Annotated in this window: 18 protein-coding genes; 10 read left to right on the forward strand and 8 right to left on the reverse strand. The window is 72.3% G+C overall.

All coding sequences use genetic code 11. The annotated features are described in order from the left end of the window. Nucleotides 1-188 precede the first annotated feature (188 nt). Nucleotides 189-3,389: a glycosyltransferase gene (locus BUR99_RS01400; protein WP_074258599.1), complete on the forward strand. Its 3,201-nt coding sequence runs from the start codon at nt 189-191 to the stop codon at nt 3,387-3,389. Beyond that, nucleotides 3,379-4,851 carry a DUF5719 family protein gene (locus tag BUR99_RS01405; protein WP_074258600.1) on the forward strand — a complete coding sequence of 491 codons (1,473 nt, stop codon included), beginning with the start codon at nt 3,379-3,381 and terminating at the stop codon, nt 4,849-4,851. Before BUR99_RS01400 ends, BUR99_RS01405 begins: the two co-directional genes overlap by 11 nt. A 30-nt stretch (nt 4,852-4,881) precedes the next feature. On the opposite strand, the gene BUR99_RS01410 is transcribed toward BUR99_RS01405, so the two are convergent. After that, the gene (locus BUR99_RS01410; RefSeq protein ID WP_074259402.1) at nt 4,882-5,325 is read right to left on the reverse strand and encodes a hypothetical protein; all 444 of its coding nucleotides are present in this window, start codon (nt 5,323-5,325) and stop codon (nt 4,882-4,884) included. A gap of 63 nt (nt 5,326-5,388) precedes the next feature. Here BUR99_RS01410 and BUR99_RS01415 point away from each other — a divergent pair, with 63 nt between their 5' ends. The 3 genes from BUR99_RS01415 (at nt 5,389) to ahcY (ending at nt 8,580) form a co-directional block, all read left to right on the forward strand. Next, on the forward strand, nt 5,389-5,604 hold the full coding sequence (locus BUR99_RS01415) for a DUF3499 family protein (RefSeq protein ID WP_074258601.1): 216 nt from the start codon (nt 5,389-5,391) through the stop codon (nt 5,602-5,604). Next, nucleotides 5,601-7,034, forward strand: a complete 1,434-nt coding sequence (locus BUR99_RS01420; protein WP_074258602.1) for a phosphomannomutase/phosphoglucomutase — start codon at nt 5,601-5,603, stop codon at nt 7,032-7,034. Before BUR99_RS01415 ends, BUR99_RS01420 begins: the two co-directional genes overlap by 4 nt. 64 nt (nt 7,035-7,098) lie before the next feature. After that, the gene (ahcY, locus tag BUR99_RS01425; protein WP_074258603.1) at nt 7,099-8,580 is read left to right on the forward strand and encodes an adenosylhomocysteinase; all 1,482 of its coding nucleotides are present in this window, start codon (nt 7,099-7,101) and stop codon (nt 8,578-8,580) included. A 71-nt stretch (nt 8,581-8,651) separates the two neighbouring features. On the opposite strand, the gene BUR99_RS01430 is transcribed toward ahcY, so the two are convergent. Beyond that, the gene (locus BUR99_RS01430) at nt 8,652-9,494 is read right to left on the reverse strand and encodes an RDD family protein (protein ID WP_074258604.1); all 843 of its coding nucleotides are present in this window, start codon (nt 9,492-9,494) and stop codon (nt 8,652-8,654) included. A gap of 17 nt (nt 9,495-9,511) precedes the next feature. On the opposite strand from BUR99_RS01430, the gene BUR99_RS01435 reads away from it, so the two are divergent. Then, nucleotides 9,512-10,507: a stage II sporulation protein M gene (locus BUR99_RS01435; protein ID WP_074258605.1), complete on the forward strand. Its 996-nt coding sequence runs from the start codon at nt 9,512-9,514 to the stop codon at nt 10,505-10,507. A 78-nt stretch (nt 10,508-10,585) separates the two neighbouring features. On the opposite strand, the gene aqpZ is transcribed toward BUR99_RS01435, so the two are convergent. The 6 genes from aqpZ to BUR99_RS01465 form a co-directional block, all read right to left on the reverse strand. Next, nucleotides 10,586-11,341, reverse strand: coding sequence for an aquaporin Z (aqpZ, locus tag BUR99_RS01440; RefSeq protein WP_074258606.1), 756 nt, complete (start codon nt 11,339-11,341; stop codon nt 10,586-10,588). Nucleotides 11,342-11,581: 240 nt separating this feature from the next. Continuing rightward, nucleotides 11,582-12,919 (reverse strand): DUF58 domain-containing protein, encoded by a 1,338-nt coding sequence (locus tag BUR99_RS01445; protein ID WP_074258607.1) that lies wholly within the window; start codon nt 12,917-12,919, stop codon nt 11,582-11,584. A gap of 18 nt (nt 12,920-12,937) precedes the next feature. Beyond that, nucleotides 12,938-13,927 carry an AAA family ATPase gene (locus BUR99_RS01450; protein ID WP_074258608.1) on the reverse strand — a complete coding sequence of 330 codons (990 nt, stop codon included), beginning with the start codon at nt 13,925-13,927 and terminating at the stop codon, nt 12,938-12,940. Next, on the reverse strand, nt 13,924-15,219 hold the full coding sequence (locus BUR99_RS01455) for a DUF4350 domain-containing protein (RefSeq protein ID WP_084183510.1): 1,296 nt from the start codon (nt 15,217-15,219) through the stop codon (nt 13,924-13,926). Before BUR99_RS01455 ends, BUR99_RS01450 begins: the two co-directional genes overlap by 4 nt. Then, nucleotides 15,216-15,902 (reverse strand): DUF4129 domain-containing protein, encoded by a 687-nt coding sequence (locus tag BUR99_RS01460; protein WP_074258609.1) that lies wholly within the window; start codon nt 15,900-15,902, stop codon nt 15,216-15,218. The genes BUR99_RS01455 and BUR99_RS01460 overlap by 4 nt, the downstream gene beginning before the upstream one ends. Further along, nucleotides 15,893-17,146 (reverse strand): glycerophosphoryl diester phosphodiesterase membrane domain-containing protein, encoded by a 1,254-nt coding sequence (locus tag BUR99_RS01465; protein ID WP_143231336.1) that lies wholly within the window; start codon nt 17,144-17,146, stop codon nt 15,893-15,895. The genes BUR99_RS01460 and BUR99_RS01465 overlap by 10 nt, the downstream gene beginning before the upstream one ends. Before the next feature lie 157 nt (nt 17,147-17,303). On the opposite strand from BUR99_RS01465, the gene mtrA reads away from it, so the two are divergent. From mtrA to BUR99_RS01485, 4 genes are all read left to right on the forward strand, one after another. Further along, complete coding sequence (mtrA, locus tag BUR99_RS01470) at nt 17,304-17,984, forward strand: MtrAB system response regulator MtrA (protein WP_074258610.1); 681 nt, start codon at nt 17,304-17,306, stop codon at nt 17,982-17,984. 8 nt (nt 17,985-17,992) lie between these two features. Further along, entirely contained in the window at nt 17,993-19,732 is a 1,740-nt protein-coding gene (mtrB, locus tag BUR99_RS01475; RefSeq protein WP_074258611.1) for an MtrAB system histidine kinase MtrB, read from the forward strand. Next, complete coding sequence (locus BUR99_RS01480; RefSeq protein WP_074258612.1) at nt 19,725-21,419, forward strand: LpqB family beta-propeller domain-containing protein; 1,695 nt, start codon at nt 19,725-19,727, stop codon at nt 21,417-21,419. The genes mtrB and BUR99_RS01480 overlap by 8 nt, the downstream gene beginning before the upstream one ends. Nucleotides 21,420-21,535: 116 nt before the next feature. Then, entirely contained in the window at nt 21,536-22,357 is an 822-nt protein-coding gene (locus tag BUR99_RS01485; RefSeq protein WP_074258613.1) for a ComF family protein, read from the forward strand. Nucleotides 22,358-22,378: the final 21 nt, after the last annotated feature.

The following is a 22,378-nucleotide window of genomic DNA, read 5'->3' on the forward strand; positions in this document are numbered from 1 at the left end:
CGCTCGCGTTCGTCCTGTTCGTGTCGTGCATCCGAGACCGTCGTGTTCGGCGGCCCTGCGCGTTCGCATCCGCCGGGATCGCCGGGGCGAGCACGCGCGTCGCGATCGCCGCACATTCGACTCGCGGTTTCGAGGCACGCCCGGAGCGGTGACGGATGCCGCGGGGTGTGCCGCCTAGGCTGACCCCGATGTTCCCCAGAGTCACCGCCGTCCTCGTCGCACATCACGGTGGCGACCACCTCAGACGCTCCCTCGAAGCGATTCGAGCCCAGCGCCGCGCCCCCGATGCCCTCGTCGTCGTGCTCACGGAAGCCGATGCCGGCGCGCGTGAGATCGCCGCGGCCGCGTCGCCGACGCATATCGTCGAACTCTCGCAGCGTCTCTCGTTCGGCGAGGCCGTGCGCGCGGCCGACCGGGTGCTCGACGCGCCGGAGTCGGACGCGGATGCGCTGTGGCTCCTCGCAGAGGACACCGCTCCGGCGCCCGAAGCGCTCGAACGACTCGTCGCAACGCTCGAGACGGCGAAGTCCGTGGCGATCGCCGGGCCGAAGCTCCGCGAATGGGACGACCCGGACCGCATCGCGACCTTCGGCCGAACGATGACCCGGTTCGGTCGCAGCGTCGCGCTCGTCGCGGGGGAGCTCGACCAGGGGCAGCACGACGGCCTCAGTGACGTGCTCGGGCTCGATTCCGCCGCGATCCTCGTGCGGCACACGGTGTGGCGTTCGCTCGACGGCTTCGACCCGGCGCTGACCACCGTCGACGACGCCCTCGACTTCTCGATCAGGGCGCGCCTCGCCGGCCACCGGGTCTCGGTCGTGCCCGACGCGCACGTGCGGTTCGCCGGCGACGGCGTCGTCGGGCCGTCCGCCGATCCGCGCGCCCGTGCGACCCGGCGCCGTACCCGCGCCGCGCGGGCAGCAGCGCTGCACCGGCGCCTGGTGTACGCACCGGCCGTCGTGGTCCCGGTGCACTGGCTGAGCTACCTCCCGCTCGCGATCATCCGCTCGATCCGGTTGCTGCTCGTGAAGTCGCCGGGTGCGATCACCGGCGAGTTCGCCGCGGCGCTCGGCACCATGTTCTCCGGCATGAAGGTCGCTCGCGCCCGTCGTCGGCTGAAGGCGGCGCGCACCACCGGGTGGTCGGCGATCGCGCCGCTCCGGATGCCGCCCGACGAGGTTCGCCGGCGGCGACAGCACGCCGCGGAGGAGCGTCGCGCCAGGGCTCGGGGCAGGAAGCACGAGCTGCAGTTCCTCGGAACCGGTGGCGGATGGGTGCTGCTCGTCTCGGTCGTCGCGAGCGTCGCCCTGTTCTCCTGGCTGCTCGGTGCCGGCGGCCTCAGCGGCGGAGGCATCCTCCCGCTCTCGAGCGGTCTCGACGAACTGTGGCGCAACGCGGCCTACGGATGGCGCGACATCGGCGCCGGTTTCGTCGGCGCCGCCGATCCGTTCGCGGGAGTGCTCGCGGTGCTCGGCTCGCTGGCGTTCTGGGCGCCGTCGTTCGCACTCGTGCTGCTCTGGCTCGTCGCCGTGCCCGCCGCGACACTGGGCGCGTGGTTCGCCGCCTCCCGGCTGACCGAGCGGGGCTCGGTGCGTGCCGTCGCCGCGCTCGTGTGGGGACTCGCCCCGCCACTGCTCGTGGCGCTCGGCGATGGGCGACCGGGCGCCGTGCTCGCCCACGTGCTGCTCGGCTGGCTCGCGTTCGCCGTGTTCGGTGCGGCGACGTCGTGGGCGGCCGCCGCGACGGCGTCCCTGTTGTTCGCGGCCGTGATCGCGGCAGCACCGAGCCTCGCGCCGGCGCTGCTCCTGGCCTGGATCGTCGGACTCGCGGTCAGCGGTCGTGCCGCCGTGCGCCTCGCGGGCCTGCCCCTGCCGGCCGTCGTGCTCTTCGCGCCGCTCGTGTTCGAGCAACTCGGACGCGGAGCTCCGATCGCGCTGCTCGCCGACCCCGGGCTGCCGCTCCAGAGCACGGTTCCCTCGGTGTGGCAGCTCGCCCTCGGATTCCCGGGCGAGCCATGGGGCGGGTGGTCGGCCCTGCTCGGCGACGGCGCCGTGATCGACCCGAAGCTCCTCGTGACGCTCCTCGTGGTGCCGCTCATCGTCGCCGCGCTGGCGGCCGTGCTCGCGCCGGGCATCCGTGCGGCCGTGCTCAGCCTCGGCATCGTGCTGCTCGGCTTCGCGACCGCCGTGGCCGCGGGCCAGATCGCGGTGGCGGTGGCCGGGCCGGCCGCCGTGCAGCTCTGGACCGGTGCGGGGCTGAGCCTCGCCTGGCTCGGGCTGGTGTTCGCGGCGGTCATCGCGCTGAGTGCCGTGCGTCGGGGCGGTGCCGCGATCGCATGGCTCGTCGCCGTGACGACCATCGCGGCAGTGGTGCCGACAGGTCTCGCCATCGCCACCGCCGAGACCGCGATCGGCCCTGCCGCAGAGCGGACGCTGCCGGCATTCGTCGGTGCCGAGGCGGACACCGATCCGAGGGTGACCACGCTGCGCATCCAGCCCGAGTCCGACGGCAGCATCCGGTCGACCCTCGAGCACGGAACGGGCACGACGCTCGATGAGCAGTCGACCCTCGAGCAGACGCTCGAGGAGATGAGCGAATCGGAGGCGCAGCTCGCCGAGGTCGCCGGCAACCTCGCCTCCCGCAGCGGATTCGATCCGGATGCCGCGATCCGCGACTTCGGCGTCTCCTTCGTGTTGCTCGCCCCGCCCGTGGGGGACCATCGCGAGGCCGAGGCGACCGCCAACCGTGCACGCACCGCCCTTGACGGCAACTCCGCCCTCATCGCGGTCGGCGAGACCGACTTCGGAACGCTCTGGAGGTTCAGCGCCGCCGAGCCCGACGCACCGGCAGCGCAGATCCCGCCGAACGCGGGCGGTGCGCTCACCGCGATCATCGGCGCCGTGCAGCTCATCGTGCTCGGTGCGACGCTCCTGCTCTCGATTCCGACCGGTGCCGGGCGCGAAGCCGACCGGCGCTCCGTGCAGCGCCGCCCGCGCCGGACCGTGAGGTCGCGGAAGGCGGCCGCCGCCGGAGGGGCGCCCGAGACCGGTGATCCGGCCGAGCCCGAGGCCGAGACCGAGGCCGGCGATCCTGCGGAGACCGAGACCGGTGATCCGGCCGAGGCCGAGACCGGCGACCTGGCCGAGGCCGAGCCCGAGACCGGCGACCTGGCCGAGCCCGAGACCGCCGACCAGCCCGAGCCCGCAGCCTCGACCGGCCCCGCCCCGATGGACGACGCGGCGCCACCGGAGGCGCCGGACGCACCCGCGACCGATGCGCCGGAGCCGTCGACGCCTGGAGAACCCCCGTCGCCCGACGAGGAACCCACGAGCGGGGCATCCGACCTGCCCCAACCGACCGAGACGAAGGGAGACGACGATGCCCGCTGACCGCATGCGATCCATCGCCCGCATCGGCGGCAGGGCCGCCGGATTCCTCGTGGCGGCCGCGCTCGCCGTGGCTGCACTCGGAGCCGCCGCACTCGTGCCCTGGCCGGAGCACCGGGTCACACCGCCGTCCCTCGTCGTGCAGCCCGCCGAGAGCCGCCAGCAGCGCGTCTGCCCGGGCCCGCTGCTCACCCTCGCCGACGACGCGGCCGCCGCGACGACCGCGTCGTCGATCGGCGATGCCGACGTGACCGTCGGCGCCGATCCCGAAGACGCCGAGATCACCGAGACCCCGCTCGACGCGCCCGAGAACCCGCGCGCCGACCGCGACGGCACCCCCGTGGCGATCGAGGTCGAGCCGGGCACCGTCGATGCCGGACTGATCGCCGGAGCGCAGTCGCAATCGGCCGACACCGAGACGATCGCCGGATTCGCCGCCACGGCCTGCGCCGAGGCGACCTCCGAGTCGTGGCTCGTCGCCGGTGCCACGACGCTCGGACGCACGAGCCTCGTGCTGCTCGCGAACCCCACCGATGTCGCTGCGACCGTCGACGTGCGGGTGACGGGCGAGACCGGTGCGATCGACGCCGGTTCGGCGCTCGGCATCATCGTGCCAGCCGGCAGTCAGCGGGTCGTCTCGCTCGCCGGCATCGCCCCGAACCTGACGTCGCCGGTGGTGCACGTCACGAGCACCGGCGGCACGATCGCCGCGGCGCTCGAGCAGTCCGCCGTCGACGGCCTCGCGCCGGCAGGGGTCGAGCTCACCGGCGCTGCCGCGATGCCGGCCGACACCCAGGTCATCCCCGGGTTCGTGGTCGCCGAGGCAGGGGGCATCGATCCCGCCGAGGATCACGCGGAAGGCGATGCCTTCCCCGCCGTCCGACTGCTCGCCACCGGCGACGAACCCGTCGACGTGTCGATCGGGCTGGTTCCCGAGACCGGCAGCGCCGCCGGCGCCACGATCGAGGCGACCCTGCAACCGGGGCGCGCGACCGACGTGCCGCTCGGTGTGCTCGAGGCCGGCGCCTACACGTTGCGACTCGAGGCCGACGGGCCCATCGTCGCGGCGGCGCGCGCCGCCGTCGGCGGAGCGGACGCCCCGGCGGCACCCGGTGCCGCCGACATCGCGGCAGCGGGCGATTTCGCGTGGACGGTCTCGACCTCGCCGCTCCTCGACGATGCGGTCGTCGCGATCCCCGATGGCGGTTCGCCCGTGCTCCACCTCGCGAACGAGGGCGATGCCGTCGCCGAGGTGCAGCTCACGATCGATGGATCGACCCGCGCCCTCACGATCGACGCGGGGTCCGCGGCATCCGTCGAGGTCGATGCCGACTCGATCGTGAGGCTCGCGGGCATCGCCGGCGTGCACGCCTCGGTGTCGTTCGACGACGATGGCGAGCTCGCGTCGTTCGGGGTGCAGCCGCCCGGGCCGCTCGACGCGCCCATCCGCGTGTTCCCGCGGTAGCGGCGCGTCACCGAGGGCGCGTGGAGGCGCTCAGAGGTGGCGGTAGCGTCCTGGCGCGAGTTCCCACGGATCCTTGCCGAGCAGGTCGGCGATCGCGCGGAAGACGCAGCTCTCGATGAGCAGCTTCTCTTCCCGCTCCTCGCCCTCCTGCAGGCGCAGGAACCGCACGATGGGCAGGCGGTAGAAGACGATGCGACGCTCGTCGTGGAAGACCTTCCACCGGTCGACGTGGTCGTCGTGGATGGCTTCGGCCGGCCCTTGCGCGACCTCGAACACGACGCCCTCGAGCTCGGGCCAGAGGCCACGCAGATAGGCCGCGGTCGTGCCCACCGTCACGTCGAACTCGTCGAGCCGGTTGTGCAGCATCGGCAGGTGCGGCCCGGTGACGGCCGAGCGCAGGCCGCGGCCGTGGCGGTCTCGGGCGAGCCGTCGGGGCGAGCGCGGCTCGGAGGCGACACGACGGGAGCGGGGCATGCCCTCCATCGTACCGAGTCGTATCCGGCGATCGGCCGCGATGCTCGCTACTCTGGTGGAGCCATGAGACGTTGTTCGCGCACTGCCTGCGCTGCCGAAGCGGTTGCCACGCTCACGTTCGACTATGCCGATTCGATGGCCGTGCTCGGCCCGCTCGCGATCACGCGGGAGCCCCACGGCTACGACCTCTGCGCCCGGCACGCCGAGCGCACGTCGGCGCCCGTCGGGTGGCAGGTCGTGCGGCACGTCAGCATCGGTGAGGTAGGTTTCAAGGCATGAATTCCGCTGCATCTTCCGAGGCACGAGCGCGCCTCGACGCGATCGTGAAGGCCTACGACGTCCGCGGAATCGTGGGTGACGGGCTCACTGCCGAGACGGTCGAAGCCCTCGCCGCGGCGTTCGTCGACGAGGTCGGAGCCGGTGGCGGCACCGTCGTCGTCGGCCACGACATGCGCGACTCCTCGCCTGGCTTCGCCGAGGCCTTCGCCCGCGGTGCGGTCTCCCGCGGCGCCGACGTCGTCTCGATCGGGCTCTGCTCGACCGATGAGAGCTACTTCGCCTCCGGTTCGATGAACGCGCCGGCGGCGATGTTCACGGCGAGCCACAACCCCGCCGCCTACAACGGCATCAAGTTCTCCCGCGCGGGCGCCCAGGGCATCTCGCTCGACACCGGCCTCGCCGCGATCCGCGATCGCGCGGCCGACTACCTCGAGCAGGGCATCGCGCAGGTCGCCGTGCCGGGCGCCGTCACGACGGTCGACGTGCTCGCCGACTACGCGGCCTACCTTCGATCGCTCGTCGACCTCAGCGGCGTCCGACCGCTCAAGATCGTCGTCGACGCGGGCAACGGCATGGGCGGGCTCACGGTGCCCGCGGTGCTCGGCACCGCTGCAGGTCTGTCCGCCCTCCCGCTCGAGATCGTGCCGCTCTACTTCGAACTCGACGGCACCTTCCCGAACCACGAGGCGAACCCGCTCGAGCCCGCGAACCTCGTCGACCTGCAGCGCGCGGTCGTCGAGCACGGTGCCGACCTCGGACTCGCGTTCGACGGCGACGCCGACCGCTGCTTCGTCGTCGACGAGCAGGGCGGCGCCGTGAACCCGTCGGCCGTCGCCGCGATCGTCGCGCTCCGCGAGATCGCCCGGGTCCAGGCCCTGGGCGAATCGGATGTCGCGGTGATCCACAACCTCATCACCTCGCGCTTCGTGCCCGAGACGATCGAGGCCGCCGGCGCGACGCCGGTGCGCACCCGCGTCGGCCACTCGCTCATCAAGGACCAGATGAAGGCCACCGGTGCCGTCTTCGGCGGCGAGCACTCGGCCCACTACTACTTCCGCGACTTCTGGGGCGCCGACAACGGCATGCTCGCCGCCATGCACGTGCTCGCCGAGTTCGGCGCGCAGCAGGCTCCGCTCTCCGAGATGTCCGCCAGGTTCACCCCGTACTCGCTGTCGGGCGAGATCAACTCGGTCGTCGACGACGTGCCCGCCGCGTACACGCGCATCGTCGAGGCGTTCACCGATCGCGCCGAGTTCGACGAGCTCGACGGTCTCACCGTCACGGGCATGACGAGCGGCGACGAGGCCTTCTGGTGGTTCAACGTGCGGCCGTCGAACACCGAGCCGCTGCTGCGTCTGAACGCCGAAGGCCAGGATGCCCCGACGATGTCGGGCATCCGCGACGAGGTGCTCGCGCTCATCCGCGGCTGAACCCGGTCGTGACGCCGGCCGGGAGGCGGATCTCCGCCTGAGGTCGAACTGGCAGAATGGGCTCATGACCACGCTGCCCGCGACCACCGCCCTCCCGTACAAGGTCGCCGACCTCTCGCTCGCCGAAGCCGGCCGCCACCAGTTGCGGCTCGCCGAGAACGAGATGCCCGGCCTCATGGCCCTCCGCGCCGAATTCGGTGCGTCGAAGCCGCTCGCGGGCGCTCGCATCGCCGGCAGCCTGCACATGACGGTGCAGACCGCCGTGCTCATCGAGACGCTCGTCGCCCTCGGCGCGCAGGTGCGCTGGGCCAGCTGCAACATCTTCTCCACGCAGGACGAGGCGGCCGCGGCGGTCGTCGTCGGCCCCGAGGGTACCGTCGAGGCGCCTGCGGGTGTGCCGGTCTACGCGTGGAAGGGCGAGACGCTCGAGGAGTACTGGTGGTGCACCGACCGCATCTTCGACTGGTCGGCCGAGGCCGCGGCATCCGGCGCCGACTGGATCGGCCCCAACATGATCCTCGACGACGGCGGCGACGCGACACTGCTCGTGCACCGCGGCCGCGAGTTCGAGGCCGCGGGCGTCGTGCCCGCGGCGACGGATGACGCGAGCCACGAGTACCGAGTCGTGCTCGACACGCTGCGGACGAGCCTCGAGCTGAGCGCCGACCGCTGGACGCGCATCGCCGAGGAACTGAAGGGCGTCACCGAGGAGACCACGACCGGCGTGCACCGCCTCTACGAGCTGCACGCCGAGGGCGGGCTGCTCTTCCCGGCCATCAACGTCAACGACTCGGTCACGAAGTCGAAGTTCGACAACAAGTACGGCATCCGCCACTCGCTGCCCGACGGCCTGAACCGCGCCACTGACGTGCTCATGGGCGGCAAGGTCGCGTTCGTCGTCGGCTACGGTGACGTCGGCAAGGGCGCGGCCGAGGCGCTGCGCGGCCAGGGAGCCCGCGTCATCGTCTCCGAGGTCGACCCGATCTGCGCCCTGCAGGCGTCGATGGACGGCTACCAGGTCGCCCGCCTCGACGACGTCGTCGGCGAGGTCGACATCTTCGTCACGTGCACGGGCAACAAGGACGTCGTGCGCACCTCGCACATGCTCGCCATGAAGCACCTCGCGATCGTCGCGAACGTCGGCCACTTCGACAACGAGATCGACATGGCCGGGCTCGAATCGCTCGAGGGTGCCGAGCGCATCGAGATCAAGCCGCAGGTGCACGAGTGGCGCCTGCCGTCGGGCCGTTCGATCCTCGTGCTCTCCGAGGGACGCCTCATGAACCTCGGCAACGCCACGGGGCATCCGTCGTTCGTCATGTCGAACTCGTTCACGAACCAGGTGCTCGCCCAGATCGAGCTGTGGACCCGCCCCGAGCAGTACCCGGTGGGCGTCTACGTGCTGCCGAAGCACCTCGACGAGAAGGTCGCCCGCCTGCACCTCGACGCGCTCGGCGTCGTGCTCACCGAGCTCTCGCCCGAGCAGGCGGCCTACATCGGCGTTCCCGTCGAGGGGCCGTACAAGGTCGACCACTACCGCTACTGAGACGGCGGGCGGATGCCGCGGCTCGCGGCATCCGACCGGCCCGTCCCGTCGCGTGCCGGCGTGCCGACGGCTCAGCGCTGGGGGAAGCCCGGCGGCGTCGCCGTGAGCACGGGGGCCAGCGAGGCCATCCGGGCGTCGACGAGTGAGAGGGCGACGGCGTCGCGTTCACGCCGGAGCGCTGCGACTCCTGCGAGGAAGAGCTCGGGCGGCGCATCGGGCAGCGGCGAGACGAACGGAGCCACCTCGGCGGCGAGGGCGGCCGCCACGCGCGCGCGACTCTCGGGCACGAGGTGTGCGGCGTTCGTGAAGAAGGCGGCGACCCGGCGTGCCAACGGGTCGGGCAGGCGCGCGACATCGGCGATCGCCGCCCACGACACGAGCTGGGGCGGCACGCCGAACGCGGTCGACGGCAGCTTCGGCACGCGCTCGACCTGGCCGTGGGTGCCCGCGAGCAGGTCGCCGAGCCGCTTCGACGATGGATTCAGGAATCCGACGAGCACGGCGAGGCCGCCGAAGGTCAGGTAGATCTCGACGACGCCGGTGAGCGCGCGGATGAACGCGTGCCGGAAGCCGATCGCGCCGCCGTCGTCGCGCACCACCCGGAGGCCCAGCGCGAGCTTGCCGAGGGAACGACCGCGCGACGCGGTCTCGACAGCGGTGGGGACGATCACGATGCAGGTCACGATGCCCGCGATCAGGATGGCCTGGAAGCCCGTCTGGTCGATGCCGAGCCCGGAGAGGGCGAGCAGCAGACCGACGATCAGCAGCACGGAGACGAGCACGTCGATGATCGCGCCGCCGGCGCGGATGATGGCGCTCGCGGGCCGCACGTCGAGCGTGACGGCCTCGCCGGTGACCACGCCCTCGTCGTCGAATCGGGCCACGCGCTGTGCGACGACTGGGGCATCTGCCATGGGTAGTATTCAAGCAGATGGACCTCGATGCGCTCGCCTCCGCCCGTCACGACGACTGGCAGCGGCTCGACGCGCTCGCACGCCGCCGCCGGCTCGACGGCGCAGAGGCCGACGAGCTCGTCGAGCGTTATCAGAGCGCGGCATCCGACCTCTCGCTGGTGCAGACGACGGCGGGCGCGACGCCGCTCGGCGACCGCCTCTCGGTCACCCTCGCCCGGGCCCGGCTGGCGTTCACCGGCGCACCCGAGAACCCGCTGCGGCAGTTCACGCGGTTCGCGGTCGTGAGCCTGCCGGCCGCCCTCTACCGGCTCCGCTGGCTGACCCTCGCCGTGGCGGTCGTCACGGTCGTCGTGGCCGCGCTCTACGCGTGGTGGATCAGCGCCGACCCGCGCGTGCTCGCGGCGCTCGGCAGTGAAGAGGAGCTCCGCCAGCTCGCCGAGGAGGGCTTCGTCGCCTATTACTCGGAGAACCCCGCTGCATCGTTCGCGGGAGCGGTCTGGACGAACAACGCCTGGATCGCGGCGCAGTGCGTGGCCTTCGGCATCCTGGGCGTGTGGGTGCCGTGGGTGATCCTGCAGAACGCGCAGAACCTCGGCATCAACGCGGCGGTCATGTTCGCCTACGACGAGGCCGACACGTTCTTCCTCTACATCGCGCCGCACGGGCTCCTCGAGCTCACCTGCGTCTTCGTCGCCGCGGCGGCCGGTCTCCGAATCTTCTGGGCGTGGGTGGCGCCCGGGCGCCGTCCGCGCGGCGTCGCCCTCGCCGAAGACGCCCGTTCGCTCTTCAGCGTTGCGATCGGCCTCGTGTTCTTCCTCTTCGTCGCAGGGCTGATCGAGGGCTTCGTCACCCCGGCTCCGTGGCCGTGGCCGGTCAAGATCGGCATCGGCGTCGTGGCGCTCGGCGGGTTCCTCGCGTACATGCTCGTGCTGGGCGGCCGCGCGAGCCGTGCGGGCGAGACCGGCGACCTCGTCGAATTCGACGCAGGATCGCAGCGCATCGTCGCCGGCTGAGCGTCGGCGTCGTTCGAGGGCGGCAGAGACGACGATGGCGGATGTCCCGTGGGACATCCGCCATCGTGGACTGTGAGGTTACGCGGCGAGCTGCTTCGAGCGGTCGAAGACGAGCTTGTAGATGAGGGCCGCGATGACGGCGCCGAGGATCGGGGCGACGATCGACACCCAGAGCTGGCTCCACGCGATGCCGCCGCCGTAGAGTGCGGTGGCGATCGAGCGGGCGGGGTTGAACGAGGCGTTCGACACCGGGATCGCGATGAGGGCGAGCAGGGTGAGCGTGAGGCCGATCGCGAGCGGGGCGAAGCCGACGGCCGCGCGGCTGCTCGTGACGCCGAGGATCACGAAGAGGAAGATCGCCGTCGCAACGGTCTCGATGAGGAAGACCGAGCCGAGGCCGTAGCCGCCGGGGGAGAGCTCGTCGTAACCGGTCGAGGCGCCCGTGAACTTGGCGATGTCGAACAGCGGGCCGGCCGAGAGGATGCCGAGGAGCACGGTGGTCGCCAGGATGCCGCCGAGGATCTGCACCGCGATGTACGGGCCGACCGCCTTCCACGAGAACTTGCCGGCGACGGCGAGGCCGATGCTCACTGCGGGGTTGAAGTGCCCGCCCGAGATCGGGCCGAACGCATACGCGCCGACGACCACCGTGAGGCCGAGGGCCAGGGAGACGCCGAGGAAGCCGACGTTCAGGCCGCCCTCTCCGCCGCTGAACCCGGCGGCGAACAACACGGTGCCGATGACACCGAAGACGAGGATGAAGGTGCCGATGAACTCGGCGGTGAGCTTCTGCGCGGTCGAGGGAGCCTCGACCGTCGTTGATGCGTCAGACACAGTGGTCCTTTCGTAGGGGGGAGACAAGTCAGGATCGGCACCAACCCCCTGGTGCCTGAAGCGAACCTATCGATCGCTCGACCCGCTGCGCGGGAACTGCGCGCGAATGTTGTGAATTCGCTGGGCATCGGCGGCGCGCAGCGTCGCGGGGCGTCTCGCGGCGTCTCGCGACGTCTCGCGACGTCGCACTGCATCGAAGCCCGGCGCCCGGCGCCGGTCTTCGCTTGCCGTCCGACGCGGTCAGAGCCGACCGGAGGCCTTGAGCTCGAGGTAGAGGTCGGCGAGCGCCGGGGGGAGCTCCTGCGGGGCCGCGGTCACGGTGAGGCCGCCGAGCCGGCGCACCGCGGCGCCGACGCGTTCGCCGTCGAGCAGGCCCCGCTCGGCCGCCGCGGCCGCGAAGACCTGCTCGAGGTCCTCGCGCGCACGCGAAGCGTCGATCAGCGCGGGGTCCGCGACCGACGCCACGACCACGGTGTGCCGCGAGGTCAACTGCGGAAGCATCGAGAGGAGTCCGCGCGTGGTTCCGGGCGAATCGGCTGCGGTGAGCAGCACGACCAGCGCGTGCCGACTCGTGATGCGGCGCACCTGCGCCGGCACGGCGGCCCAGTCGGCCTCGATCAGCTCGGCTTCGATGCCCGCCATGGTGTCGACCATGCGGGCGAGCAGCGCCGGACCGCTGGCGCCGTGCACTCTGCCGCGGAGGCGGCGGTCCCAGGCGAGGAAGTCGACCTTGTCTCCGGCGTGCGACGCCAGCGCGGCGAGCAGGAGCGATGCCTCGAATGCGGTGTCGAGGCGCGGTTCGTCGGCGATGCGGGCGGCCGCCGTGCGCGAGGTGTCGGTCACGATCACGATGCGCCGGTCGCGCTCGGGACGCCAGGTGCGGACCATGAGCCGCGCGCTGCCGGGCACCTCGGGGTCGGTGTGCCGCGCCGTGGCGCGCCAGTCGATCGAACGCACGTCGTCGCCCCGCACGTACTCGCGGATCGAGTCGAACTCCGTACCCTGGCCGCGGATGAGGAGCGGCGTGCGTCCGTCGAGCTCGCGCAGGCGGGTGAGGCGCGACGGCAGGTGCACGCGCGAGTGGAAGGGCGGGAGCACGCGGATCCGGCCGGGCGCGGAGAGCGTCGCCTGCCGCGACCAGAGCCCGAGGGGGCCGGCCGATCGGATCGTGACCTGCTCGCTGCGTCGGTCGCCGCGCCGCCACGGGGTGAGCCCGAGCGTGATGCGCCGGCGCTCGAACGGGGGAACACGCACCGCGGTGCGGTTGCGGCCGGCGACCCCGGCCGACGGCTCCCAGCCGTCTCGCACGGTGGCGCGGAGCATCCGCTGTCCCAGGTTCTCGACGCTGAGCACGGCCGTCACGGGCTCGCCGAGCCGCACCCGGTCGGGCAGCTCGCGGCGCAGCGCCACCCGCCGCGGCGAGGCGGCGAGCGACAGGTCGAGCACGCCCGCCCCCACGACCAGCACGAGCCAGCCGACGAGTGCGAGCCATGCCTCGGGCGCGCCGGCGGCGCCCGCCAGGACGACGGGAACGACGCCGAGCGCGACGAGGAGGGCGAACCGACCGGTCAGTGCCATCAGAGGATCCGGGTCATCTCAGAGCGGCACCTGCACCTGTTGCATGATCGAGCGCAGCACGGCGTCGATCGAGACGCCCTCGAGCTCGGCCTCGGGCCGGAGCTGCACGCGATGGCGCCAGACGGGCAGCAGCATCGCCTGCACGTGGTCGGGGGTGAGCGAGTCGTAGCCCGTGAGCCACGCCCACGCCTTGGCCGCGGCGAGGAGCCCGGTGGTGCCGCGGGGGCTCACGCCGAGCCGCATCGACGGGCTGCGTCGCGTCGCACGCGCGAGGTCGACGAGGTAGCCGAGCACGTCGTCCTCCACGCGGACCGCGGATGCCGCGGCGCGCGCCGCGGCGAGCTCGGCGGCGCCGAGCACGGGGGTGACGCCCGCGGCGGCGAGGTCGTGCGGGTCGAATCCGTCGGCGTGCCGGCGGAGCAGCGACAGCTCGGCGTCGCGCTCGGGCACGTCGAGCACGAGCTTCAGCAGGAACCGGTCGAGCTGCGCCTCGGGCAGCGAGTAGGTGCCCTCGTACTCGATCGGGTTCTGCGTCGCCGCGACCATGAACGGGTCGGGGAGGGGGCGGGTCACGCCGTCGGCGGAGACCTGCCGCTCCTCCATCGCCTCGAGCAGGGCCGACTGGGTCTTCGGCGGCGTGCGGTTGATCTCGTCGGCGAGCAGGATGTTCGTGAACACCGGGCCTTCGCGGAACGCGAACTCGCCCGACCGCGGGTCGTAGGCGAGCGAACCCGTGACGTCGCCCGGCATCAGGTCGGGAGTGAACTGCAGACGTCGCGTGTCGAGCTGCAGCGTGCGGCTGAGCGTGCGCACGAGCAGGGTCTTGGCGACGCCGGGCACGCCCTCGAGCAGCACGTGGCCACGCGTCAGCAGGGCGATGATCAGGCCTGTGACGGCGCCGTCCTGCCCGACGACGGCCTTGCCGACCTCGGTGCGCACGCGGTTGAGTGCGGCGCGCAGCTCGTCGTCGGTGGCAGCGATCGCCGGAGCGGAGATGGGATCGGTCATGGTCGCCTTCCTGTGGGGTCGTCACGATCGGGGTTCGCGGTGCTCCGCGGGTCGAGGGATCGCTGCACGTCGGACTCGAGCTCCGCGAGCCCGGCGGCGAGGTCGACGAGGGTGCGATCGTCGGCGGGCAGGTCGTCGACGAGCAGTCGGTGCACGGATGCCCCGTCGCGGCCGGTCGCCTGCGCCGCGGCATCCGTGACCTCGTCGACGCCGGCCGAACGGGGCAGTCGCAGCATGCGCGCGAGGCGCACGATCGTGCCGATGCGGAGCTGGTCGAGTGCATGCGCACGGGCGGCCGTGCGAGCGTAGAGCCGGGCGCGACCCCGGCTCGTCTCGCCTGCGGGCACGTGCACGGGGAGGCGCTCCACGACGAGCGGTCCGAACCGGCGCCCCTGCCAGATGCCCGCGACGATGGTGACGACGATCGCGAGTGTCATCACGGGGCTCACCCAGCCCGGCGTGAGCTCGGCCAGGGTCGGGGCGTCGGCGGCATCGACGTCGCCGGGGCCGGGCAGGTACCAGACGAGTTCGTCGGTCCCGCCCGTGAGGCCGATCGCGAGCGCGGCATTGCCCGCCTCGGTGATCGTCTGGTTGGCGAACACGCTCGTCGACCCGACGATCGTGAGCTCGGCCCCGCTCGGGGCCGGACCGGTCGCGACCGCGAAGCCGAACTCGCCGTCGCGGAAGCAGCCCTGCCAGCCGTCGTCGGCAGCCTCGTCGTCGACGGTGACCAGTCGCTGGCCGTCGGAGAGCGACCCGGCCCGCTCGGCGGGACCGAGGTCGCACGAGACCACGTCGATCGGTCCGCTCGCGGCACCTGCGAACCGGACACCGGGTGCGAGCGTCTCGAGGGCGGTGAAGCCCGGCTCGACCACGACGAGGCGGTCGGCCGCCTCGGAGAGCTCCGTCAGTCGGCGCTCGTCGAGGAGCGCGTACTCGTCGTAGAGCAGCACGGTCGTCGTGCCGCCGATGGCGTCGATCGCGGCGTCGAACGAGCGCGCCTCGGTGACGACGACCCCGTGATCGCGGAGCACCTCGACGAGTGCCTTCGCGCCGGCAGGAGCGGGATTGTCGGCCGCGAGCGGTGCGCCCGGCGTGCGCGCGCCGCCCTGGATCGCCATCACGAGGAGCGCGCCGAGGACGAGCGCTGCGGCGATCACGAGCCAGATGCGGTGCCGTTTCAGGAACGCCCGCACCGTGGGGGTCACCGCGGGTGCGGTGGCGCCGCCTCCGGCGCCGCCCGCAGTCGGCGTCCCGGAGCTCGCGTCCCGGGTCTCGATCGTCGCGGTCATCGAGCGGCCTCGACGGCGTGCCGGTCGTAGGCGGATGCCTCGTGGTCGCCCCGCCCCGCCGGGCGCGCGTCGGCGACCCGTCGCTCGAGGTCCGTCACCCGGGCGTACTCGTCGGGCGAGCCGGCTCGGCCGAGGTAGCGCACGCCGTCGAACCCGCCAGCCGCATCGCGCAGCTCCGCCGCCAGATCGGGGAACGACACCGCCGCGGCATCCGCGAACGTCCGCGCCGTGGTGCCCGGATGCACGGTGACGACTTCGCGCTCGACCAGACCGCGCACGAGGGCGCGGAATCGCTCCTCGATGGCGAGGGGCCAGTCGCCTGCGCTCGCCGCCGCGGTCGCCGCCCGTCGAAGGGTGTCGAGGTCGCGGAGGTCGTGGTCGTCGAAGAGCGGCACTTCGCTCCGACGACGACGCCGGAGTCGCGGCACTCCGAAGACGAGGAGGCCCACGACCACGACGGCGGTGATGAGCAGCACCAGCAGCAGCGTGAGCAGCGGGCCGGGAAGGCCGGTGGCGCCGTCGAAGAGCCCGACGAACCAGTCGCGGATCGCCTGCATCGCCACGTCGAACGGACTCGGCTTCGCCGCCTGGTACTCGGGCCCGGTCAGCTCGTCTTCGAGCCACCGACGCGCCTCGGGCGCATCGGGGTCGAGCGGGGTGCCGCGCAGCCGGATCACGGCCATGCGGGAGCGGAGGCCGCGTCGGGACGCGTCGGCGCGGGCGCCGGGGCACGGTAGGGATCGGTCACCGGCATGCCGGCGTCGCGCTGCTCGATGTGCCGCACGAGTTCGAGGTCGAGGGCTTCGGTGCGCATGCGCAGGTCGATGTAGATGACGGCGACGAGGGCGGCCTGCACGACGGCGGTGATCGCCCCGATCAGGAGCGAGAGCACGAGGGTCACGACCATGGTCACGACGGTGATGGCGATGGCGGCGCCCGCGCCGGTCGGGTCGATGATCGCGGCGAGGATCGTGCCGATGAGCGAGACCGGCTGCACGACGATCTGCGAGGCCATGGAGAGGATGATCCCGACGAGGAGCAGCGTGCCGAGCGTGCGCCAGAAGTAGCCGGTGGTCAGCTGCCACGAACGTCGCATCGCCGTCCGGATGCCGACGCCCTCGAGCACGATGACGCTCGGCACGAGCGAGAGCTTGGTGCCGAGCCATGCGCCCAGCACGAGCAGGCCGAGACCGGCGAGGAGGCCGATGAGCACGGCGACGAGGAGCGCGGCCGGGCCGACGAGCGCCGCGAGCACGATGGCCAGCACGAGCACGCCGAACACGACCGTGATCGCACCGGCGACCATCGCGGTCCAGCCGAGCAGCGGCCAGATGCGCTTCGCCGCGCCCTTCCAGAGCGCGCCGAACCGGAGCCGGTCGCCGAGCGTGCCGCTCGCGACGTCGACGACCATGACGCCCTGCAGGAACGCGCTCGCGACGAGCGACAGCAGCATCGGCACCAGCATGAGCAGCAGGAAGCCGCCGACGGCGCCCGACATCAGCGCGTCGGCGTCGGCGGAGCTGCTCGCGCTCTCGACCCGGGTGACGACGAAGAACATGAAGGGCGCGATGACGGCGATCGTCGCGATCGCCGAGATCAGCTGCACCACGAGTCCGGTGCCGAACGTCGCTGCGGGGTTGCGCCGGAGCACCGCGAACGGCGCCCACAGCAACGTGCCGAACCCGAGCGGATGCAGCGGGAGGAGGCCGGGCTTCGGCGGAGGCGTCCAGCCGAGTGGTGCACCGGCGACGGGAGGGGGGCCGTACGACGGCGGCACGGGGGCCGTCGGGGGCACCGCGGACATGGGGGGCGCCGCGGCGGTCGGCGGCGGGAAGGCCGCAGGATCGAACCCGGCTGCGGCCGGGACATCCGGAACCTGCGGCGGAACGGGAGCACCACCGGGCGCCTGCCAATCGTGGTCTGACACCTGTGGGGCTCCTTCCGGCGGATTCCCACCATGCTCGCACATTTCACCGACGCGCCGGGCGTCGCCGAGGGGCCTTCTGGTGGTCTTCCCGCCCCGAGCGACTAGGGTTTAGGCACTGGTTTCAGCCGTGACCCGGCGGTGCTGACAGGAATGAAGGATGAACCCACGCGTACTCGTCGTCGATGACGACACGGCCCTCGCCGAGATGATCGGCATCGTGCTGCGCACCGAGGGGTTCGAGCCCTTCTTCTGCGCAGACGGCACGGGAGCGCTCGCCGCATTCCGCGAGTCGAAGCCCGATCTCGTCCTGCTCGACCTGATGCTCCCGGGCATCGACGGCATCGAGGTGTGCGGGCGCATCCGGGCCGAGTCCGGCACGCCCATCATCATGCTCACCGCGAAGACCGACACCGCCGACGTGGTCAAGGGCCTCGAATCGGGCGCCGACGACTACATGGTCAAGCCCTTCAACCCGAAGGAGCTGATCGCGCGCATCCGCACGCGGCTGCGCCCCACGCCCGATCAGGCGGTGTCGACGCTCAGCATCGGCGACCTCACGATCGACGCGGCAGGCCATGAGGTGCGCCGCGGCGACGCCCGCATCAACCTCACCCCGCTCGAGTTCGACCTGCTTCTGACGCTGGCGTCGAAGCCGCAGCAGGTCTTCACCCGCGAGATGCTGCTCGAACAGGTGTGGGGCTACCACTACAAGGCCGACACCCGGCTCGTGAACGTGCACGTGCAGCGGCTCCGGGCCAAGGTCGAGCACGATCCCGACAACCCCCGCATCGTGATGACGGTGCGCGGTGTCGGGTATCGCGCCGGCGCGACCACCTAGGGGAGCGGATGTCGCAGGCGGAGGCCCCTGCCGGGTTCAGCACGGGGTGGTGGCGCGAGATCCGGCTCCGTCTCGTCGACCTGCCGCGTCACGCCCTCGAACTGTGGCGGCGCTCGCTGCAGTTCCGCACCGTCGTCATCACCTTCGCGCTCTCCTCCCTCGCGATCTTCGTGATCGGGCTGTACATCTCGTTCAGCATCGCGTCGAACCTCTTCAAGACGCAGCTCGACAATGCCCTGGGCGACGCCAACGAGGCGACGATCGCGGCGCAGCGGATCCTCGAGGGCTCCGATGCCGCCGACCGTGCATCGATGCAGCAGTCCATGGCCGCGGTCGTGCAGACGGTGCGCAGCGTGTCGGGCAGTTCGGCGATCGCCTACTTCCAGCCGGCGGGCGCATCGGTGACGCTCGCTCCTCCCACACGCATCGCCCCGATCCTCCAGGGCGGGGTCATCACCCCCGAGCTCCATGAGCATGTGCGCGCCGATCCCGACGGGCAGTACTGGCAGTCGGTCGCCCTCGAAGGCGACCCGGGTGTCGTCGTCGGCAGCTCGATCGCGGTGCCGGGGGTCGGCGAGTACGAGCTGTACATCGGCTACAACTTCGCCGCCGCGCAGGAGACGCTCGCCTTCATGCAGCTCGTCGGCACGATCGGCGCGGTGGCGCTGCTCGTGCTGCTCAGCGCGATCACGCTGCTCGTGGTGCGCTGGGTGATCGAGCCGATCCGGTCGGCGGCGACCACGAGCCGACGGCTCGCGGCCGGCGACCTCGGCGTGCGCATGCCCGAGAAGGGCGAGGACGAGCTCGCGACGCTCGCCGCCTCCTTCAACGGCATGGCCGACAGCCTGCAGGCGCGCATCCGCGAGCTCGCCGACCTCTCGGTCATGCAGCAGCGCTTCGTCTCCGACGTCTCGCACGAGCTGCGCACGCCGCTGACGACCATCCGGCTCGCGGGCGACGTGCTCTACGGCCAGCGCGAGGACTTCCCCGGCCCCACCTCCCGAACCGTCGAGCTGCTGCACACGCAGACCGAGCGGTTCGAGACGCTGCTCTCCGACCTGCTCGAGATCAGTCGCTACGACGCCGGCTCCGTCGAGCTCGCGACCGAGCCCACGAACCTCGTGCACCTCGCGGGCGACGCGATCGAGTCCATGCACGAACTCGCCCGCAGTCGCGGCAGCGAACTCCGGCTCGAGGCGCCCGGCGGGCACCTCGACGCGAAGGTCGACCCGCGTCGCATCCGGCGCATCGTCAGGAACCTGCTCGGCAACGCGATCGAGCACGGCGAGGGGCGTCCGATCGTCGTCGCCGTCGACAGCAACGAGACCGCGATCGCACTGTCGGTGCGCGACTACGGGCTCGGCATGACGGCCGACGAGGCCGCCCGCGTCTTCGACCGCTTCTGGCGGGCCGATCCGAGCCGCACGCGCACGATCGGCGGCACCGGCCTCGGGCTCGCCATCGCACTCGAAGACGCCGTCGCCCACGGCGGCACCCTCGAGGTCTGGTCGCGTCGGGGCTCCGGCACGGTGTTCCGTCTCACGCTGCCGCGGTCCGGCGTGCCCGCAGACGAGGACATCGTCTCGCCGCTGCCGCTCGAGCCCGCCGACATCGAGGCCACCGGGCCGCCGCCGACGGGTGTGGTGGGTGCGATCGACACCGAGGCGACGGTCGAGACGGATGCCGCAGGGCGTGCCGCGTCGGCCAAGGGGACCCCCGCAGGTCGATGGGAGGCGCACGATGCGTAGAGGTGTGCTTGCGGCGATCGCGGCCGTCGCCGTGCCGGTGCTGCTCGCCGGCTGCGTGTCCATTCCGAGTTCGGGCGGGGTCAACGCCGGTTCTCCCGCCGTGGTCGAGGAAGCACCCGAACTCGACACGATCGTGGCGCCGCCCGCGAAGGACGCGACGCCGCAGCAGATCGTCGAGGGGTTCATCGATGCCGCGCAGAGCCCGCGCAACAACTATCAGGCCGCGCGCGACTACCTCACGCCGGCGTTCGCCGACGAGTGGAGTGCCAATGCCGGCGCCACGATCGACGTGCCCGGCGAACGGAAGTTCACCGGGCTCGGCGAGACGGAGATCGTCGTCGACGCGACTCCGGCGGCGCAGCTCACCGCGACGGGGCAGTACGACATCTCCGAGTCGAGTGCGCCGGTCGAGCTGAAGTACAAGCTCGAGCAGAACGACGACGGGCAGTGGCGCATCTCGTTCGCGAATCCTGGCCTGCTGGTCGACGAGACGACGTTCGCGCAGGTCTTCCGCAGCTATCCGCTCTACTTCTTCTCTCCGGACTTCGAATTCCTCGTGCCCGATCTGCGCTGGTTCGCGGGCCGCGACTCCGTCCAGACGAGCATCGTGCGCGCGCTGCTCGTCGGCCCGTCGGACTGGCTCGCGGCAGGCGTCCACACCGCGTTCCCCGAGGGAACACGGCTCGACTCGGGGTCCGTGCCCATCGAAGGCCAGGTGGCGAGCGTCGACCTCTCGGGAACGACCGACGACGACGTCGCGAGCGTGCAGCGCATGGAGTTGCAACTGCAGGAGAGTCTCGACGGGGTGCGCAACGTCGAGTCCGTGGATCTGTCGCTGAACGGCGTCGAGCAGGACGTGCCCCAGCTCTCGCCCGCGCCGCAGAAGAACCCGACGGTCGATCCGCGACCCGTGGTGTTCGACGGCACGGCGTTCGGCTACCTCGCGACGTCGGGCGAGGGCGTCGAGCAGATCCCCGATCTGTCCCCGCAGGTCGAGGCGCTGGTCCCGACCGGCGCGGCGCTCGGCGCGAACGGCGAGGCCGCAGCCGTGCGTGCGGCCGACGGGGTGGTCTCGGTCGTGCGAGCCGGTGAGGAGCCCGAGCAGCTCGACCCGCGTGACGGACTCATCGTGCCGGCGATCGACGGCACCGGTGCGGTCTGGTCGGTGCCCGCCGGCCTTCCCGGGCAACTGGTCGTCTACCCCGGCGACCGGTCCCTCGACCCGATCCAACTGCCGGTGCCGTGGACGGGATCGTCGATCGCGGCCCTCGAGATCTCGCGCGACTCCACTCGGCTCGTGGCGCTCCTCGGCGACGGCGACACGACGCACTTCGTCGCCGCCTCGATCCAGCGGGATGCCGCCGGCACCCCGACCGCGCTGAGCCGGGTGACGCTCGGCCTCGACGACGTCGACGGCACGCCGCTCGATGTCACCTGGCTCGACGCCCGCACCGTGGCCTCGCTCACGGCGGTGCCCGGTGGTGGCACCCGGGTGATCAGGCAGGAGCTCGGCGGCGTCGCCGTGCCCCGGCAGGGTCCTGAGGGCGGCATCGCGATCGACGGCGGCAACAGCGTGCAGGATCTCCGGGTGCTGACCGGAGCCGAGGTGCTGGAAGCACCGAGCGGTGTCGGCTGGCAGGCGCGGGCGAGCGGCATCCGTCTGATCGCCTCGCAGCAGCCCGACTGAGCCGACCGGCCCTCCACAACGGGCGGGTGCACCCGGTCTCCGTACCTTGCGCGCTCGCCGGAGGTTCCCGCCTTCCGGCGGAGGAGTCTGGGAGTCATGGCCGAATCCTCCGTCACATGAACGGGCGTGAACGCGCTCCGCTGCTCGCCGTCGCGCGGGAGGCCGTGCGCGACGCGCTCGCGGTGCTCCTCCCCGTCGAGTGCTCCGGCTGTGGTGCACCCGACCGTGCCGTCTGCGCGTCGTGCCGCGCCGCACTCGCGGGGGCGCCCCGGCGCATCGATCGCGCCGGTCTCGTGATCTGGGCCGGCCTGGAGTACTCGGGCACCACCGCCTCGGTGCTCGGCGCCTTCAAGGACGGCGCGCGAACGGATGCCGCGGCGCACCTCGCCCCCGCACTGCGGGAGACGGTGAGCGCCGCGCTCGCCGACGTGGCGGTCGGCGCAACGGTCGAGGTGTGCACGATCCCGTCGACGCCGACGGCTCGCCGGTCGCGCGGCTACGTCCCCGTCGAGGTGCTGCTGCGGCGATGCGGCATCCGCGTGGCGCCGGTGCTCGCCCTCGCGAGAGAGCGCGCCGACCAGGCCGGACTGGACGCGGCGGCGCGGCGGCGCAATGCGGCCGGCGGGCTGGTCGCGGCAGCCGCCACCCGCTCGTTCGGGAGTCTCACGAGACCGCTCGACGACCGTGGTGCCGGGCTCGACGGCCGTCGCTTCCTGCTCGTCGACGACATCGTCACGACGGGGTCGACGCTCGTCGAGGCGGTGCGCGCGATCGATGCGGCAGGCGGTCGGACGGCGGCGATCGCGGTGCTCGCCGAGACGCCGCGCAGGTTCCCGCGACATGCGGCAAGCTCACGGGAAACACTCCGTGACATCGCCGCGCAAGGGGGCTACGGTGGCAGGACAGGCGTGGTCGATCCACCCTTCAGAGCCGGGTGACACGTCGGTGAACGGAGGTCG

Origin of the sequence: Agromyces cerinus subsp. cerinus (assembly GCF_900142065.1) — a bacterium.
GTDB lineage: Bacteria > Actinomycetota > Actinomycetes > Actinomycetales > Microbacteriaceae > Agromyces > Agromyces cerinus.

Coding starts and splice junctions, on each gene's coding strand:
- BUR99_RS01400 (WP_074258599.1), top strand. CDS start 189: ATGTTCCCCAGAGTCACCGCCGTCCTCGTCGCACATCACGGTGGCGAC.
- BUR99_RS01405 (WP_074258600.1), top strand. CDS start 3,379: ATGCCCGCTGACCGCATGCGATCCATCGCCCGCATCGGCGGCAGGGCC.
- BUR99_RS01410 (WP_074259402.1), bottom strand. CDS start 5,325: ATGCCCCGCTCCCGTCGTGTCGCCTCCGAGCCGCGCTCGCCCCGACGG.
- BUR99_RS01415 (WP_074258601.1), top strand. CDS start 5,389: ATGAGACGTTGTTCGCGCACTGCCTGCGCTGCCGAAGCGGTTGCCACG.
- BUR99_RS01420 (WP_074258602.1), top strand. CDS start 5,601: ATGAATTCCGCTGCATCTTCCGAGGCACGAGCGCGCCTCGACGCGATC.
- ahcY (WP_074258603.1), top strand. CDS start 7,099: ATGACCACGCTGCCCGCGACCACCGCCCTCCCGTACAAGGTCGCCGAC.
- BUR99_RS01430 (WP_074258604.1), bottom strand. CDS start 9,494: ATGGCAGATGCCCCAGTCGTCGCACAGCGCGTGGCCCGATTCGACGAC.
- BUR99_RS01435 (WP_074258605.1), top strand. CDS start 9,512: ATGGACCTCGATGCGCTCGCCTCCGCCCGTCACGACGACTGGCAGCGG.
- BUR99_RS01445 (WP_074258607.1), bottom strand. CDS start 12,919: ATGGCACTGACCGGTCGGTTCGCCCTCCTCGTCGCGCTCGGCGTCGTT.
- BUR99_RS01450 (WP_074258608.1), bottom strand. CDS start 13,927: ATGACCGATCCCATCTCCGCTCCGGCGATCGCTGCCACCGACGACGAG.
- BUR99_RS01455 (WP_084183510.1), bottom strand. CDS start 15,219: ATGACCGCGACGATCGAGACCCGGGACGCGAGCTCCGGGACGCCGACT.
- BUR99_RS01460 (WP_074258609.1), bottom strand. CDS start 15,902: ATGGCCGTGATCCGGCTGCGCGGCACCCCGCTCGACCCCGATGCGCCC.
- mtrA (WP_074258610.1), top strand. CDS start 17,304: ATGAACCCACGCGTACTCGTCGTCGATGACGACACGGCCCTCGCCGAG.
- mtrB (WP_074258611.1), top strand. CDS start 17,993: ATGTCGCAGGCGGAGGCCCCTGCCGGGTTCAGCACGGGGTGGTGGCGC.
- BUR99_RS01480 (WP_074258612.1), top strand. CDS start 19,725: ATGCGTAGAGGTGTGCTTGCGGCGATCGCGGCCGTCGCCGTGCCGGTG.
- BUR99_RS01485 (WP_074258613.1), top strand. CDS start 21,536: ATGAACGGGCGTGAACGCGCTCCGCTGCTCGCCGTCGCGCGGGAGGCC.